This window comes from bacterium Scap17 (assembly GCA_013376735.1).
Classification (GTDB): Bacteria; Pseudomonadota; Gammaproteobacteria; order Pseudomonadales; family Halomonadaceae; genus Cobetia.
The window spans coordinates 3548967-3564265 of record VINJ01000001.1 but is presented as its reverse complement, the minus strand read 5'-3'; the positions used below and the strand labels follow the sequence as shown (position 1 = coordinate 3564265).

The window sequence follows — 15299 nt, the reverse complement described above, 5'->3', positions numbered from 1 at the left end:
CTCAACGTGGCGTTCCATGGTGGGAGCTGGGTGACGGACGCCGGGTAGCTTAAGGTGGAGGCCAGGCCTCATGCCTGAGGTCGTGAATGTCTGCCTGACACATTACAAGGATGTCGTGATGAAGCTGAAATGGTCGCTGTTGCCGCGTTATTCCGTCTTCCTGCTCTGTATCATCGGAGCGCTCATCTGCCTTCCCCTGGCGATGCAGAATGCCTGGCTGTGGCCGTTGGCCAGCATCTTTGTGCTGCTGGTCGCGGTTGGTCTCAATGACTTGCGGCAAGCGGATTACGCCGTGCGTCGCAACTATCCGGTGATCGGCAACATGCGCTATCTGTTCAAGGCGCTGCGTCCGGAAATGCGTCAGTACCTGTTCGAGTCGGACACCGATCAGCTGCCGTTTTCCCACAAGCAGCGCGAGCTGGTCTATGCGCGTGGCCGTCAGCACAATTCCTCCCAGCCGTTCGGCACCTTGCTCGATGTCTATTCCGACAGCTATGAGTTCATCGGTCACTCCATGCAGACCTCGAGCGTGCCGGACCCCAAGGGCTTTCGTCTCAACGTCGGCAACTCCCAGTGCTCGCATCCCTACAATGCCTCGCTGTTCAATATCTCGGCGATGAGCTTCGGCTCCTTGAGCGCCAACGCCATCCGTGCCCTGAACAAGGGGGCCAGGCTGGGCAACTTTGCCCATGACACCGGCGAAGGCAGTATCAGTCCCTACCACCGCGAATTCGGGGGCGATCTGATCTGGGAGCTGGGCAGTGGCTACTTCGGCTGTCGCGACGAGGAAGGGCGCTTCGATGGCGAGAAGTTCGCCCGTCAGGCGGCCAGCGAGCAGGTCAAGATGATCGAGATCAAGCTCAGTCAGGGCGCCAAGCCCGGTCACGGGGGCGTGTTGCCGGCCAGCAAGATCAGCGAGGAGATCGCCGAGACGCGCGGGATTCCGATGGGCAAGGATTGCATCTCGCCCTCCAACCACGGTGAGTTCTCCACACCGCTTGAGCTGTTGAGCTTCATCCAGCGCCTGCGCGAGCTGTCGGGTGGCAAGCCGGTGGGCTTCAAGCTATGCCTCGGTCAGCCGTGGGAGTTCATGGCCATCGTCAAGGCGATGCTCGAGACCGGGATCGTGCCCGATTTCATCGTCGTCGATGGCAGTGAGGGCGGCACCGGTGCCGCACCGACCGAATTCACCGATCACCTCGGCACCCCGCTGCGTGAAGGGCTGCAGTTCGTCCACAACTCGCTGGTGGGCGCAGGGCTGCGTGATGAGGTGCGCATCGGGGTCAGCGGCAAGATCATCAGTGCCTTCGATATCGCCTGCGTGATGGCGCTGGGGGCGGACTGGGTCAATGCCGCCCGCGGTTACATGTTCGCGCTGGGCTGCATCCAGTCACTGAGCTGTCACACCAACAAGTGCCCGACGGGGATCGCCACCCAGGATGATCTGCGCCAGAAATCGCTGGTCGTGGAAGACAAGGCCGATCAGGTGCGTCACTTCCACCACAACACCCTGCATGCGCTGGCCGAGATCCTGTCGGCGGCGGGCCTGCACACGCCCTGGCAGATCACCCCGGACCACCTGGTGCATCGTGTCTCCGAGAATGAGGTCAAGCTGTTCTCGCACCTGCATCCCTTCCTGACCAAGGGCGCGCTGCTGACGCAAGGGGACGACTACCCCTTCTATCGTCGTGTCTGGGCCATGGCTCAGGCCGAGAGCTTCCAGTCGCGATCGCTGTCAGAGGTGTCGGGGGCCAAGCGCGAGTAGACAATCGTCACCTCTGCGACCAAACGACCGTTCAACAACCGGGCGCAGGCAGTCACACTGAAACGTAACGAGTCATGCCCGCGGGCAGCTCGACGAACGCAGTGTGGTTGCCTGCGCCTTTTGGGTTTATCACTGGATGAGTGCCATCGCTCGGCACTGTCGTGAAATCGTTCGAGCGCGTGCTTGCTCGTTATCCGTCCCAGGGAGACCGCCATGTCTGACGCTACCCACCTCACGCCTGAACGTTATGTGACTCTCTCGATCAGTGAGCATGTCGCCGACGTGCGCCTCAATCGCCCTGACAAGCACAACGGCATCGACTGGAAGATGATCGATGCCCTGCTGGCGGTTCAGCAGGAGCTGCATGCCCGCGCCCGGGAGTCAGGCCTGCGCGCCATCGTGCTATCGGGCGAGGGGCCCAGTTTCTGTGCGGGGCTGGATATCGCCGCCATCATGGGCGACGCCGCCCGCGTACCGCAGTTGCTGGTCGCGGGGGCCAATGGCTGTGCGCCACAGCGCAATACCGTGCAGCAGCTGGCGCTGGGCTGGCGAGATGTCGGGGTGCCGGTCATCGCCGCGTTGCATGGCAATGTCTTCGGCGGTGGCCTGCAGATCGCGCTGGGCGCGGACATTCGCCTGTGTGACCCTGATGCGCGCCTGGCGGTGCTCGAGATCGACTGGGGCATCATTCCGGACATGGGCATCAGCGTCACCGCGCGTGGCGTGCGACCGGACTGGCTGCACGAGCTGACGTGGAGCGGGCGCAAGGTCGAGGCCAACGAGGCGCAGAGCGCCGGTCTGGTCACGCGCATCATCTCCAGCCCGCAGGAGGAAGCGTTGGCCCTGGCGCGCCAGATTGCCGGGCGCTCTCCCAGCGCCGTCCGCGCGATCACGCGTCTCTACGACGAGGCCCTTGATGCGCCGGAAGCCGAGGCACTGGCGCTTGAGGCAGAGCTGCAGTCCTCGCTGCTGGGACGCGCGGAGCAGACCGAATGTATCAAGGCCAAGCTTGAGGGGCGTGCGCCGCGCTTCTGATCCTGACGGACCGGGAGTGATGGTCTTGGCTTGACGGGCGAAGGTTGGCGGGCTCAGGTTATCCACACCCACTTTGCCGCTGCGGTCGCTGATGCGGATAATGGGGACATTGTCCACCCCTGCGATTCGGCGGCCCCTTGATGTCAATGTTCCTGTCAGCCCTCACGCCCCTGTCAGCCATCTCTTCCCTGGGCCTGCCTGCCGGCAGCGCGCCCACTCGCGTGTCTCGCTGGGCGGCGCTGAATGTTTGAGCTGCGCCCGTACCAGCAGGAGGCCGTGCGGCGTACCGTCGAGCACTTTCGCCGCAGTGATGAGGCGGCGGTGATCGTGCTGCCCACCGGCAGCGGCAAGTCACTGGTGATCGCTGAGCTTGCGCGTATCGCGCGTGGGCGTGTGCTGGTGCTGGCGCATGTGCGCGAGCTGGTCGAGCAGAACCACGCCAAGTACGAATCCTATGGCAAGGACGCCGACATCTTCAGTGCCGGCCTCAAGCGCAAGCAGGCCTCGCGTCAGGTGGTGTTCGGCTCGGTGCAGTCAGTGGTGCGCAACCTCGATGCCTTCACGCCGGCTGAGCAGGCGACTGATGCTCAGGCGGCGCCCTTCACGCTGCTGGTGATCGATGAGTGCCACCGGGTCTCGCTGGAGAAGGACGCCAGCTATCGCAAAGTCATCAATCATCTGCGCGAGCACAATCCGCGCCTCAAGGTGCTGGGGCTGACGGCGACGCCGTATCGTCTCGGTCAGGGCTTCATCTTCCACCGACACTATCACGGCATGGTGCGAGGGGATGATGACTGCTTCTTCCGTGATTGCGTCTTCGAGCAGCCGCTGCGCCTGATGGTGCGGCAGGGCTTTCTGAGTGAGCCGCGGCGCGTCGATGTCGCGGTGGCGCGCTATGACTTCTCGCAGCTGGCACCCGGCATCGGCGGCGGTTTCCAGGAGGCGGAGCTCAACGAGGTGGTGCAGGGCTCGCGCGCGACGCCGGGCATCGTGCTGGATATCGTCGCCCAGGCACGCGAGCGGCGTGGGGTGATGGTGTTCTGCTCCACCGTCGAGCATGCCGAGGAAGTCACGGGGCTGCTGCCCGAGGGTGAGGCCGCGTTGATCACTGGCGAGACCCCCGGCGAGGAGCGCGAGCGGCTGATCAATGCCTTCATGGCCCAGCAGCTCAAGTATCTGGTCAATGTCGCGGTGCTCACCACCGGCTTCGATGCGCCGCATGTCGACCTGATCGCCATCCTGCGGCCCACGGAATCCGTCAGTCTCTACCAGCAGATCGTCGGGCGCGGCCTGCGTCTGAGTCCCGGCAAGACGGACTGTCTGATTCTCGACTATGCCGGCAATCCTTGGGACCTCTACGCGCCGGAGGTAGCGACGCCGAAGCCGGCCGGCGACACCGAGATCGTCCAGGTCGAGTGCCCGGTGTGCGGCAATGCCAATCTGTTCTGGGGACGCAAGGATGGCGAGCTGGTGGTCGAGCACTTTGGGCGTCGCTGTCAGGGGCTGGTCGAGTCGCCGGAGGGCGAGGGCAGGCCGCTGGTGCAGTGTGACTTCCGCTATCGCGCCAAGGCCTGCCCGCAGTGTGGTGAGGCCAATGACATCGCCGCACGCCATTGTCACGCCTGTGAGGCACGGCTGGTCGACCCGGATGACAAGCTGCGCGATGCCCTCAAGCTGCGCGATGCGCGGGTGCTGCGCGTCAGTGGCTGGCAGCTCGAGGAGGCGCGCAACGGGCGCGGTCTGCCGCGTCTCAAGGTGACCTATTACGACGAGGACGGTACCGATCTGTCCGAATGGTTCGCGCTCGAGACCCCCGCCCAGCGCCACGCCTTCCGCCTGAGTTTTCTGGCGCGGCATCTGCGCGCACCGGGCAGTGACTGGGCACCCAAGGACATCGCCGAGGTGCTGGCGGGCGAGGAGCGCCTCAAGGCGCCGGACTTCGTCATCGGCCGCAAGAGCGGGCGCTACTGGCAGATCCGCGACAAGCTGTTCGACTATGCCGGGCGCTATCGCACCGGAATCGCCGCAGGCTGAGTGGCGCCGTCAGAGTGGCGCCGTCAGCGTTGGCGAGCCGGCATGCGTGGCGCGGGTGGTCAGGGACACGACGTCGCGGGGATGCTGAGCGGGGGCTCGGGTTGCTAGACTGGCAGCTTCATACGCTTCAGGGAGAACTCACAAGGTGAGTGCCACCGATACCTCGGCCAGGCTGGTGTCCGGCTTACGCCCCACTGGACACCTGCAACTCGGACATTATCAATCCGTGATCCGGCGCTGGACCGAGCTGCAATACCATCACGATGCCTATTTTCTGGTCGCCGACTGGAACGCGCTGGCCGTCAGTGGTCACGCGCCCCACGAGATCGAGCAGTACAGCTGGGCGATGGTGATCGACTGTCTCGCCTGTGGGGTCAATCCCAAGGTCGCCACCCTGTTCATCCAGTCCTGGGTGCCGGAGCTGACCGATGTGCACATGATCCTGGCCAGCGTCACGCCCAAGGCCTGGCTGGAGCGTCTGCCCAGTTACCGTGAGCTGGTGGCCGGGCTTGGCGAGCAGCAGGGGGCCAGCTTCGCGATGCTGGGCGCGCCGCTGATGCAGGCGGCCGATATCCTGGCGCTGCGCGGCGAGGTCGTCCCCGCCGGGCCCGAGCAGCGGGCGCACGTCGAGTTCACCCGCGAGGTCGCCCGGCGTTTCAATCATCGCTATGGGCGCGATGCCGGCTTTGAAGAGCAGGCCGAGCGCGCCATCGCCCGCCTGGGCAAGAAGAGTGGTCGCCTGTACCGCGAATGGCGCGAGGACTATCAGGAAGAGGGGGATCTCGAGGCCTTCGAGCGCGCGCGTGGCCTGCTGGCCGAGACCAGCAAGCTCAACCGCAACCAGCAGGAGCGGCTGCTCGGCTATCTGGAAGGTGGCGGGCGGCGCATCCTCGGCGAGCCGGAACACTGGCAGGGGGAGGTCGAGCCGCTGCTGGGCATGGAGCTCAAGACGCACAAGGCCGCGCGTGAAGATGCCATCTTCCTGCGCAGCGGGCGCGACGATATCGCGGCCTGCGTGCGCGAGATGCCCACCGATCCTGCGCGCGTGCGCCGCAAGGACCCCGGCGACCCGCAGCGCTGCCCGCTGTGGACACTGCATGAAAGCTTCACGCCCGCCTCGGACCGCCAGTGGGCGGAGGAGGGCTGCCGTGATGCCAGCATCGGCTGCCTGGACTGCAAGGGCTGTCTGATCGAGCATGTCGACGCGGCGCTGACGCCGATTCGTGAGCGTGCCGAGGCGTTGGAAGGGGAGCATGGCAAGGTGCGCACCATGATGACAGAAGGCGCCGAGCGGGCCCGCGACACCGTGCGTGACACCCTGGATGAGCTGCGGCGCGTGATCGGCCTGACCTATCGCTAGACGCGGGCGGCGTCGAGCGCGGCTCCGGCGTCTTACCGGCGGCGCAAAGACTTGGGGGATGGGGCGCGAGCCGCTAGAATGCTCGTCCCCCAGACCCACCCTCACCCGCCTCCTGCAGGAGATGTCATGAGCGACCTGCTCGATGGCGCCAGTTTTGCCCTCACTGATGGGCTTAAGCCCGCACCTCTCGTCACGCCCCCGACAGTGGCGTCGACGGTGCTGGCGCGCGTCAATGACACCGCGCTCACCGAGATGCCGCAGGACCTGTACATCCCGCCGGAGGCGCTGCGTGTCTTTCTCGAGACCTTCGAGGGCCCGCTGGATCTGCTGCTCTACCTCATCCGTCGCCAGAACCTCGATATCCTCGCCATCAATGTCGCGGCCATCACCCATCAGTACATCGAGTATGTCGAGCTGATGCATGCCATGCAGATCGATCTGGCAGGGGAATACCTGCTGATGGCCGCGATGCTGGCGGAGATCAAGTCGCGCAGTCTGCTGCCGCGTCAGCCGAAGGAGAGTGATGACGACGAGGAAGAGGATCCGCGCGCCGAGCTGATTCGTCGTCTGCAGGAATACGAGCAGACCAAGCTGGCTGCCGAAGGGCTGGATGAGATGCCGCGCCAGGGCCGCGACTGGTTCGTGGCCACGGCAGACCTCCCTGAACTCGAGACGCGCGTGGTGCACCCTGATGTCGACCTGTCGGAATTGCTCGGCGCGCTGTCCGGCCTCTTGCGTCAGGCGGACCTCGTCCAGGCGCACACCATCTCGCGTGAGGTGATGTCGACCCGCGAGCGCATGCTGGCGATCATGAATCTGTTGACCCATGAGCACTTCACGCCCTTCGAGAAGCTGTTCACGCTCGAGGAAGGGCGTGCCGGTGTGGTGGTCAGTTTCATGGCGATTCTGGAGCTGGCCAAGGAATCGATGATCGAGATCGTCCAGAACGCGCCGCTGTCACCGATTCACGTGCGCGCCCGCACGCCGGAACCGGACCCCGAGGATGACGAGGACTGGCTGGCGCTGGAATTCGCCGATGAAGACGAGGTGGCGGCTGATCAGGGGGCGTTCGATGACGCAGCGTACGATGACGCAGCGTCCGATGATGCGCAGACGTCACCTTCCTTACCCCCATCCGACGAGCAGGAGAACGCGGCGTCATGAGTTTGCGCGATGTCCCGCTGGACCAGATCATCGAAGCGGCCCTGCTGGCCGCCGGCGAGCCGCTGACGCTAGAGCGCCTGGTCGGTCTGTTCGATGAGTATTCAAGCCCGACCAGGCCCGCGCTGCGCGAGGCGTTGGGCAAGCTGGAAGCGCGTCACCCGGCCGACAAGAGCGCGCTGGAGCTGATCGAGACCGCCAGTGGCTGGCGGCTGCGCGTTCGCCAGCAGTACTCCCCCTGGGTATCGCGGCTGTGGGAAGAGCGTCCGCAACGTTATTCACGCGCCTTGCTGGAGACCCTGGCGCTGGTGGCCTATCGTCAACCGGTGACCCGCGGCGATATCGAGCAGGTGCGTGGCGTGACGGTCAGCTCCTCGATCATGCGCACCCTGGTCGAGCGCGGCTGGGTGAGAGTGGTCGGCCACCGTGATGTGCCGGGGCGTCCGGCGGTCTTCGCCACCACGCGTCAGTTCCTCGATGACTTCGGTCTCAAGACGCTGGAAGAGCTGCCGCCGGTGCATGAACTGAAAGGCTTCGAAGGACTCGAACAGCTCGAGGCAGACCTGTATGATGTGCCGCCCTCTCAGACCTTGCCGCTGCCGGACGACCCGGACGGCGAGACGGAGGAGGCACCGGCAGACGGCGCTGATGCAGGAGCTGATCCAGAGCATGAGACAGCGGCTGAGTCAGCACCTGACGCAGAGACTGGGGAAAAGACTGAATCAGGCGCTGAGACAGGTCTTGAATCAGGTCTTGAGTCAGATCTTGAGACCGACACCGGCACCCCGGTGCCCGACGACTGGCAACCGCCGGACGTCACCGCCGAGCAGCTGGAAGAGGCGCTGAAGACGCGCGCACTCGATACCGCCGGCGCCTCGGCTGACACACCGAACACAGCAGCACCCTCCGCCTCACAGGCGGAAGATGACCACGCCGGGATGGCGTCCACCGGCTCGGGGTTCGACTTCGCCACACTTGAAGCGCGCCTCAGCCAACGTTTGCGCGGTGCAGACGAGGATGACGACGCTGCCGATGCGCAGCCGCACGACTCCTCCGCTGCCGGGACCGTCGATGATGACGACCCTGCGTAGGCGAAACTCCTATAGATGAAATGGTTCATGTCATGAGCAAGACAGACTCTGATAAGCGCAAGACCTCTCGCCCCGGCAGCAGCCAGCATGCCGGTGGCAAGGCCGCGACCGGCAAGTCCACGCGCGGCAGCAAGGCCAATGTCGGCAAGAAGCCGGCTGCCGGTGATGCGCCGGAACTGCGTCCGCTGCCGCCGCAGGCCAAGGGCGACAAGCTGGTCGAGGACGAGAAGCTGCAGAAGGTGCTGGCGCGCTCCGGTTTCGGCTCCCGCCGTGAGATGGAAGTCGCCATCAGCGCCGGCCGCGTCAAGGTCAACGGCAAGGTCGCCCAGCTGGGTGACCGCGTCGGCCCGCGTGACCAGGTCAGCCTCGATGATCGCCCGCAGAGCCTGAAAGGCGCGGAAGAGACGGCGCGTCGCGTCATCATGTACAACAAGCCGGAAGGTGAGCTGTGCACGCGCAAGGACCCGGAAGGCCGCCGCACCGTCTTCGAGCGCCTGCCGCGTCTGAAAGGCGAGCGCTGGATCGCGATCGGTCGTCTCGACATCAACACCAGCGGTCTGTTGCTGTTCACCACCGATGGTGAGCTGGCCAACCGTCTGATGCACCCCTCGACCCAGATCGAGCGTGAATACGCCGTACGTGTCATGGGTGAGGTCAAGCGCGAGCACGTCGTCAACATGGTCAATGGCGTGATGCTCGAAGATGGCCCGGCGCGTTTCACCGATGTGCAGGAATTCGGTGGTGAAGGTATCAACAGCTGGTTCCACGTGGTGATCATGGAAGGCCGTAACCGTGAGGTGCGTCGTCTGTGGGACTCTCAGGGGCTGACCGTCAGCCGCCTGAAGCGCGTGCGCTACGGCAACATCTTCCTCGACAAGCGCGCTCGCGCCGGTGAGTGGGTGGAGATGGAACAGAGCGAGATCGATGAACTGTCCACGCTGGCAGGTCTCGAGCATCGCAAGGCGCCGGCCCTGACGCCGGACGAGCAGAATCGCTGGAGCCGCGACAAGCAGAAGCGTCGTCCGGTGCGTGCCATGAAGAAGCCGCCGCAGCGTACACGCAAGCCGCGCTGATGGCGCAGTCGGTGAGGGCGGCGATGCGCCGTCATTCACTGACATGGCATGAGCTCGTGGACATGCCACAAGCTCGTGCGACCTAAGTGGTAGCCCGCAAGCCCGCGCCCATCGCGGGCTTGCGCGTCTTTGTCACAGGGGCTGGTCCATGCGCTGGCGCGGGCGTTGCGTGAGGTGCCGGCGGACAAGCTGGTCATTTACTTGAAGTTTTTTTGCAAAAGGCTTGCGTCGAAACGGGATCGGCGGTATCTTACGTCCCGCTTCGCAAGGGTCGTTAGCTCAGTGGTAGAGCAGTTGGCTTTTAACCAATTGGTCGAAGGTTCGAATCCCTCACGACCCACCATTCTCTGGAATGGTCTCTTGCAAAGCACCCGGCGGCGGGTCGTTAGCTCAGTGGTAGAGCAGTTGGCTTTTAACCAATTGGTCGAAGGTTCGAATCCCTCACGACCCACCATCCGCCACCCAGTTTTGGGTCGTTAGCTCAGTGGTAGAGCAGTTGGCTTTTAACCAATTGGTCGAAGGTTCGAATCCCTCACGACCCACCAGATCTTGCCTCGTGCCTTCATTGGCGCGGGGCAATTTTTGTTACGCGAAAGGAAAGAGTCCGTTGCCCCCCAAGTCGACTGGAGCCGCGATCGCGCCAGGCGTATCCTTGTGGGCGAGCCAAGGCTCATGTCCGCTCAGTGCGGACGACGCTGCGGGCGATAGACGCCCAAGGCACACGCCGCAGTCTGGGGAGCCCAGCTGCAGCGCTGGCAGGGCCGCCACGGGCCGTTCGTGTCCGGGCCGAGTCCTGACCCACTCAGCACAGGGGGAGCCCCTGTGGGCTAGGTGAGAGACACATGAACAGCCTGACTAATGCCATGCCGGGTCGTGAGGCCCACAATGCCGTCCGTGAGCAGGTGCGCGAGCATCTGGCCCGCGCTTACTGCCCGACACGCCCTGCCGCCGAAGATGCCGCGCTGATCGACGAGATCAAGCAGCTGCTCATCGAGCGTGATGCCGCGCTGGTCGCGCATTACTATTGTGACGACGCCATCCAGCAGCTGGCCGAGGAAACCGGCGGCTGCGTCGCCGACTCGCTCGAGATGGCACGCTTCGGCGCCCGCCATGACTCCTCGACGCTGATCGTTGCCGGGGTCCGCTTCATGGGCGAGACCTCCAAGATCCTGTCGCCGGAGAAGCGCGTGCTGATGCCGACGCTGGAGGCGACCTGCTCGCTGGACCTGGGCTGCCCGGAAGACGAGTTCGCGGCCTTCTGTGATGCGCATCCCGACCGCACCGTGGTGGTGTATGCCAATACCTCGGCAGCCGTGAAGGCGCGCGCCGACTGGGTGGTGACCTCCTCGATCGCCGTCGATGTCATCGAGCATCTGCATGCCCGGGGCGAGAAGCTGATCTGGGCGCCGGACAAGCATCTGGGCGCCTATGTGCAGAAGCAGACCGGTGCCGACATGCTGCTGTGGGACGGTGCCTGCATCGTCCACGACGAGTTCCGTGCCCAAGGCATCAGCGACCTGCTCAAGGTCTATCCGGACGCCGCGGTGCTGGTGCACCCGGAATCACCGCAGTCGGTGGTCGAGCTGGCCGATGTGGTCGGTTCCACCTCGCAGCTGATCAAGGCTGCCGTCGAGCTCGACAATCAGCAGCTGATCGTCGCGACCGATCGTGGCATCTTCTTCAAGATGCAGCAGGCCGCGCCGCACAAGCAGCTGTACGAGGCGCCGACCGCCGGCAATGGCGCGACCTGCAAGAGCTGTGCGCACTGCCCGTGGATGGCGATGAACGGCCTGGAGAATCTGGCCGCCGTGCTGCGTCGCGATCCGGCGGAAGCCAATGCCGAGGAAATCTTCGTCGATGATGACCTGCGTGAGCGCGCCCTGAAGCCGTTGACGCGGATGTTGGAATTCAATCGCGGCTGAGCGCTGACGCTGATCGCCACCGATTGCTGCCTGCATGAACCAGGACCGCCGCTCCCGATTCCCCGGGGCGGCGGTTTTTGTTTGCCAGGTGCTGCGAGAGGGAGCGTGCCTCAGAACTCCTCGATGGCGTTGCGATAGCGCTTGAAGTCCTCCCGGCGTGAACTGATACGGTTGGCCATGCTGAAGTCGCCGTTCTTGCGTGCGGCCTCGTCGGCCAGCTTGAGCTGAGCGAAGGCCTTGTCCATGCGGCCCTCCAGCTGGTCGAATTCGGCGCGATACAGGAAGGCCTCGGCGGTGTGGCCGCTGCGCCCACTGGCCTCGGAGGCCAGACTCCAGACCTTGGGGTCATCGGGATGATCGCGGCGCATGTCCTCCAGCTGCTGGCGCGCAGCGGTGGGGTCCTGTTGCAGCGCGACCTCCGCCATGGCCAGTCGCGTCGGCAGGTAGTCGGGTTGCAGGCGCAGCAGGCGTCTGGCGCGCCGGGTCGCCTCCTCATAACGCCGGGCATCCCGCGCGACCTCGACCGCACTGGCGCTGATCAGGGTCAGGTCAGGATGCTTGTCGTGCAGGCGGTCCAGTGCGGCCAGCGCCTTGTCGACCTGGTTGTGCTCCGCCGCGGCCAGCGCCTGATAGTAGGCAATCGCGTCAGGGTCGGGGTTGTCTTCGCGCAGTGTCGTCAGTCCCTGCTCGGGCTGGCGCAGATTGAGCGCCAGCAGGGCGCGGGCACGGATCATCGCGTAGGCGAGCTGCGCAAGCGGGTCGGGTGTCACCTTCTGCATGGCGTCGGCACGCGCCTGGGTGTCGCCGATACGCGCCTCGGTCACCGGGTGCGTGAGCAGAAATTCCGGTGCGTTGCCGCCCTGCAGGCTGGCCATGCGTTGCATGGCGCGGAACATGCGCGGCATGGCCTCGGGGTCAAAGCCGGCGCGTGACAGTGCATCGATACCGACGCGGTCAGCCTCCTGCTCGAAGCGCCGTGAATAGGCCAGCTGGTCGGAAATGGCAGCGGCCTGGGTGCCGGCCATGGTCGCGATGCCCGCTGAGCCGCCACCGCCCGCCGCGATCACCATGCCGGCGAGGAAGCCGGCCAGTGTCGGCAGGCGTGTCTCGGCCTGCCGCTCCATGTTGCGCGCGAAGTGATGCTGGGAGAGGTGGCCCAGCTCGTGGGCGATCACCGAGGCGAAGGCGTCGCGGTCCGGCGCGAAGGCGAACAGCCCTGTATTGACGCCGACCACGCCGCCGGGCACGGCGAAGGCATTCAGCTGGCTGCTGGCGACCAGCGTGATGATGAAATCGCGGTCATCCAGCTCGCTCCACGGCGCCAGTTGACGCACGATGCTACCGATCCAGTCCAGAGTGATGGGATCATCCCATTCACGCACATGGGCGCGGAACTGACGTAGCCAGGCGCGACCGATACGATATTCATCGTTGCTGGAGATGCCGCCACTCGCGCTGCCCAGGTCCGGCAGTCCATAGTCGTTCTGGGATGCGGCTGGCGCACTGGCGACCGGCGCGCCCATCAGCAACAGGCCGAGCAGGGCGCTCGACAGGGTGGCAAGCCCGCGGCGTCCGATGCGAACGCGTCCGCTCAAGGGGGGCAGCAACGACATGCAGGCAATCCTCTTCGATATGGCGCAAGGTGCGGTCGGCTCGCAGGATTGCCGGGCGCCGCACTGGCGTTGACGACCCTGCGTGAGTCCGGGAAAGACGCAGCCGCGCAGGGCGGAAAGTTGCTTTGTCAGGCAAGGTGCCCTTAAATCGGGGCGTTTTCAAGCTGCACTCTCCACGGTGTGCGGCAGAACATCATAACGAGAACGGAAGGGCAGATGGCATTCGAACGACCTGGCGCTGAGACTGCGAATCCGATAGCTGACTCCACGGCCGATACCCACCTGAAGACGCTGGATGCGCGCGGCCTGCACTGTCCGTTGCCGCTGCTGCGCACCAAGCTCACACTGGCTGGCATGAGTGCCGGCGAGCAACTCGAGGTCCTCGCCAGCGATGCCGGCGCCTGGGGCGACATCCCTGCCTATCTGGCGCTGAGCGATCACGCGCTGGTCTCGCGCGAAGAGACGCCACAGGGCGATTATCGCTTCGTGATCAAGGCGCTGTGCGAGGAAGATCCGTCATGACCATGAAGACGTTGTTGCGTGGCTGGATCGAGCGCTATTTCTCCGATGAAGAAGCGGTGGTGCTGTTTCTGGTGCTGGTGCTGGTGTTCGCCGCCGTCATCTGGCTGGGCAGCATGCTGGCACCATTCTTCACCGCCCTGATCGTCGCCTTCCTGCTGCAGAGCGGCGTGAGCTGGATGGAGCGCCGTGGTCTGCCACGTCTGGCAGCGGTCAGCCTGATGACGCTGGTGTTCATGGGTATCATGCTGGCCAGTGCGCTGATTCTGCTGCCGCTGGTCTGGCATCAGCTGGCCAATCTGATCCAGGAGATTCCCGGCATGTTCGCTTCAGGGCAGCGCTGGTTGGGCGAGCTGCAGGAGCGCTTCCCCGGCCTGATCACGCCGGAGCAGGTCCAGCAGTGGGTCGGCGCCGCCGGGCGAGAGCTGACCCAGTTCGGGCAGCGCGCGGTATCGCTGTCGCTGGCGTCGCTGGGCAACCTGATGGGGGTGGTGATCTACCTGGTGCTGGTGCCGATCCTGGTGTTCTTCATGCTCAAGGACCGCGAGCGGCTGGTGGACTTCACGCTGGCGCTGCTGCCACGCAAGCGTCTACTGATGAACCGGGTCTGGAACGAGATGGATGATCAGATCGCCAATTTCGTGCGTGGCAAGGTGATCGAGATCGTCATCGTCGGTGGCGTCAGCTACGTCACCTTCGTCGCCTTCGGGTTGCCGTATTCGGCGCTGCTGGCGATCGTGGTCGGCTTCTCGGTGCTGATCCCCTACATCGGCGCGGCAGGGGCGACCTTGCCGGTCGCCGCCGTCGCCGGTTTTCATTACGGGCTGGGCGATACCTTCATGTACGTGATGATCGCCTACGGCATCATCCAGGCGCTGGATGGCAACGTGCTGGTGCCGCTGCTGTTCTCGGAGGCGGTCAATCTGCATCCGGTGGCGATCATCCTCGCGGTGCTGTTCTTCGGCGGTATCTGGGGTTTCTGGGGGGTATTCTTCGCCATCCCGCTGGCGACCCTGATGAAGTCGCTGCTCTACGCCTGGCCGCGCCGGGCGCGCGCCGAGGAGAATCGGGTCGCGGACAAGAGCGCCTGATCGAAAAAGCCCCGCCAATCGGCGGGGCTTTTTTCATGGCTGAGGCGGCTGGCACACAGGCGCTCTCTACCCAACTGCTCCCAGACGAGCTGCTGTCACTCGAGCTGCTGCCATTCGAGTCTGGCGGTCAGCGGTCAGCGTTGAGTTCGCGGGCGGCTTCCAGCACTTCCTCGACATGGCCCTTGACCTTTACGCCACGCCATTCGCGCGCCAGATTGCCGTCGGCGTCGATCAGAAAGGTGGAGCGCACCACGCCGAGACTTTCCTTGCCCATGAATTTCTTCATGTGAATGACGTCAAAAATCTTGCACAGGGTCTCGTCCGGGTCGCTGATCAGCTCGAACGGGTAGCCCTGCTTAGCCCGGAAGTTCTCGTGGGTGCGCAGGCTGTCGCGGGAAACGCCGAGAATCACGGTGTTGGCCGCTTCGAATGCCTCGAGGTTGTCGCGGAAGTCACCGCCTTCGGTGGTGCAGCCCGGCGTGTGGTCCTTCGGGTAGAAATAGATGACGGCTTGCTTGCCCTTGAGGCTGGCCGGAGTGACTTCGGTGTCACTGGTGGCCTGGGCGGTAAAGTCGGGAATTGGCTGACCGAGGCTGACGCTCATCGTGCTCTCCTGGCGATGACTGACGGCCATG

12 protein-coding genes and 3 tRNA genes are annotated in these 15299 nt (G+C 64.7%); 13 read left to right on the top strand and 2 right to left on the bottom strand.

Annotated elements, in window-relative coordinates; translation table 11 throughout:
* Nucleotides 1-124 precede the first annotated feature (124 nt).
* The 11 genes from FLM52_15165 to nadA all read left to right on the top strand — a co-directional run bounded on the left by FLM52_15165 (nt 125) and on the right by nadA (nt 11441).
* Nucleotides 125-1765 carry an FMN-binding glutamate synthase family protein gene (locus tag FLM52_15165; protein NVN57081.1) on the top strand — a complete coding sequence of 547 codons (1641 nt, stop codon included), beginning with the start codon at nt 125-127 and terminating at the stop codon, nt 1763-1765.
* A gap of 213 nt (nt 1766-1978) precedes the next feature.
* Nucleotides 1979-2800, top strand: coding sequence for a crotonase/enoyl-CoA hydratase family protein (locus FLM52_15160; protein ID NVN57080.1), 822 nt, complete (start codon nt 1979-1981; stop codon nt 2798-2800).
* Nucleotides 2801-3043: 243 nt separating this feature from the next.
* Nucleotides 3044-4834, top strand: coding sequence for a DEAD/DEAH box helicase (locus FLM52_15155; GenBank protein ID NVN57079.1), 1791 nt, complete (start codon nt 3044-3046; stop codon nt 4832-4834).
* Nucleotides 4835-4943: 109 nt separating this feature from the next.
* On the top strand, nt 4944-6194 hold the full coding sequence (locus FLM52_15150) for a tryptophan--tRNA ligase (protein ID NVN57078.1): 1251 nt from the start codon (nt 4944-4946) through the stop codon (nt 6192-6194).
* 126 nt (nt 6195-6320) lie between these two features.
* Nucleotides 6321-7358, top strand: coding sequence for a segregation/condensation protein A (locus tag FLM52_15145; GenBank protein ID NVN57077.1), 1038 nt, complete (start codon nt 6321-6323; stop codon nt 7356-7358).
* The gene (gene scpB, locus FLM52_15140) at nt 7355-8446 is read left to right on the top strand and encodes an SMC-Scp complex subunit ScpB (protein ID NVN57076.1); all 1092 of its coding nucleotides are present in this window, start codon (nt 7355-7357) and stop codon (nt 8444-8446) included. The genes FLM52_15145 and scpB overlap by 4 nt, the downstream gene beginning before the upstream one ends.
* 212 nt (nt 8447-8658) lie before the next feature.
* Complete coding sequence (gene rluB / locus FLM52_15135; protein NVN57075.1) at nt 8659-9519, top strand: 23S rRNA pseudouridine(2605) synthase RluB; 861 nt, start codon at nt 8659-8661, stop codon at nt 9517-9519.
* 268 nt (nt 9520-9787) lie between these two features.
* Nucleotides 9788-9862, top strand: a tRNA-Lys gene (locus FLM52_15130).
* 36 nt (nt 9863-9898) lie between these two features.
* Nucleotides 9899-9973, top strand: a tRNA-Lys gene (locus FLM52_15125).
* A 16-nt stretch (nt 9974-9989) separates the two neighbouring features.
* A tRNA-Lys gene (locus FLM52_15120) sits at nt 9990-10064 on the top strand.
* 318 nt (nt 10065-10382) lie between these two features.
* A complete protein-coding gene (gene nadA / locus FLM52_15115) occupies nt 10383-11441 on the top strand; it encodes a quinolinate synthase NadA (GenBank protein NVN57074.1) in 1059 nt (352 codons plus the stop codon).
* A 110-nt stretch (nt 11442-11551) separates the two neighbouring features.
* Here the strand turns inward: nadA and FLM52_15110 are convergent, their stop codons facing one another.
* On the bottom strand, nt 11552-13054 hold the full coding sequence (locus tag FLM52_15110; GenBank protein ID NVN57073.1) for a M48 family metalloprotease: 1503 nt from the start codon (nt 13052-13054) through the stop codon (nt 11552-11554).
* A gap of 216 nt (nt 13055-13270) precedes the next feature.
* On the opposite strand from FLM52_15110, the gene FLM52_15105 reads away from it, so the two are divergent.
* Both FLM52_15105 and FLM52_15100 read left to right on the top strand, forming a co-directional pair.
* A complete protein-coding gene (locus FLM52_15105) occupies nt 13271-13576 on the top strand; it encodes a sulfurtransferase TusA family protein (GenBank protein ID NVN57072.1) in 306 nt (101 codons plus the stop codon).
* Nucleotides 13573-14664 carry an AI-2E family transporter gene (locus tag FLM52_15100; protein NVN57071.1) on the top strand — a complete coding sequence of 364 codons (1092 nt, stop codon included), beginning with the start codon at nt 13573-13575 and terminating at the stop codon, nt 14662-14664. The genes FLM52_15105 and FLM52_15100 overlap by 4 nt, the downstream gene beginning before the upstream one ends.
* Nucleotides 14665-14791: 127 nt before the next feature.
* Here FLM52_15100 and FLM52_15095 read toward each other — a convergent pair whose 3' ends face one another.
* Nucleotides 14792-15268, bottom strand: a complete 477-nt coding sequence (locus FLM52_15095; GenBank protein ID NVN57070.1) for a peroxiredoxin — start codon at nt 15266-15268, stop codon at nt 14792-14794.
* Nucleotides 15269-15299: the final 31 nt, after the last annotated feature.

What these genes read in the sequence shown, in the direction of transcription:
- FLM52_15160 (NVN57080.1), top strand. Translation starts at nt 1,979, where the DNA reads ATGTCTGACGCTACCCACCTCACGCCTGAACGTTATGTGACTCTCTCG.
- FLM52_15155 (NVN57079.1), top strand. Translation starts at nt 3,044, where the DNA reads ATGTTTGAGCTGCGCCCGTACCAGCAGGAGGCCGTGCGGCGTACCGTC.
- FLM52_15145 (NVN57077.1), top strand. Translation starts at nt 6,321, where the DNA reads ATGAGCGACCTGCTCGATGGCGCCAGTTTTGCCCTCACTGATGGGCTT.
- scpB (NVN57076.1), top strand. Translation starts at nt 7,355, where the DNA reads ATGAGTTTGCGCGATGTCCCGCTGGACCAGATCATCGAAGCGGCCCTG.
- nadA (NVN57074.1), top strand. Translation starts at nt 10,383, where the DNA reads ATGCCGGGTCGTGAGGCCCACAATGCCGTCCGTGAGCAGGTGCGCGAG.
- FLM52_15110 (NVN57073.1), bottom strand. Translation starts at nt 13,054, where the DNA reads ATGTCGTTGCTGCCCCCCTTGAGCGGACGCGTTCGCATCGGACGCCGC.
- FLM52_15105 (NVN57072.1), top strand. Translation starts at nt 13,271, where the DNA reads ATGGCATTCGAACGACCTGGCGCTGAGACTGCGAATCCGATAGCTGAC.
- FLM52_15100 (NVN57071.1), top strand. Translation starts at nt 13,573, where the DNA reads ATGACCATGAAGACGTTGTTGCGTGGCTGGATCGAGCGCTATTTCTCC.
- FLM52_15095 (NVN57070.1), bottom strand. Translation starts at nt 15,268, where the DNA reads ATGAGCGTCAGCCTCGGTCAGCCAATTCCCGACTTTACCGCCCAGGCC.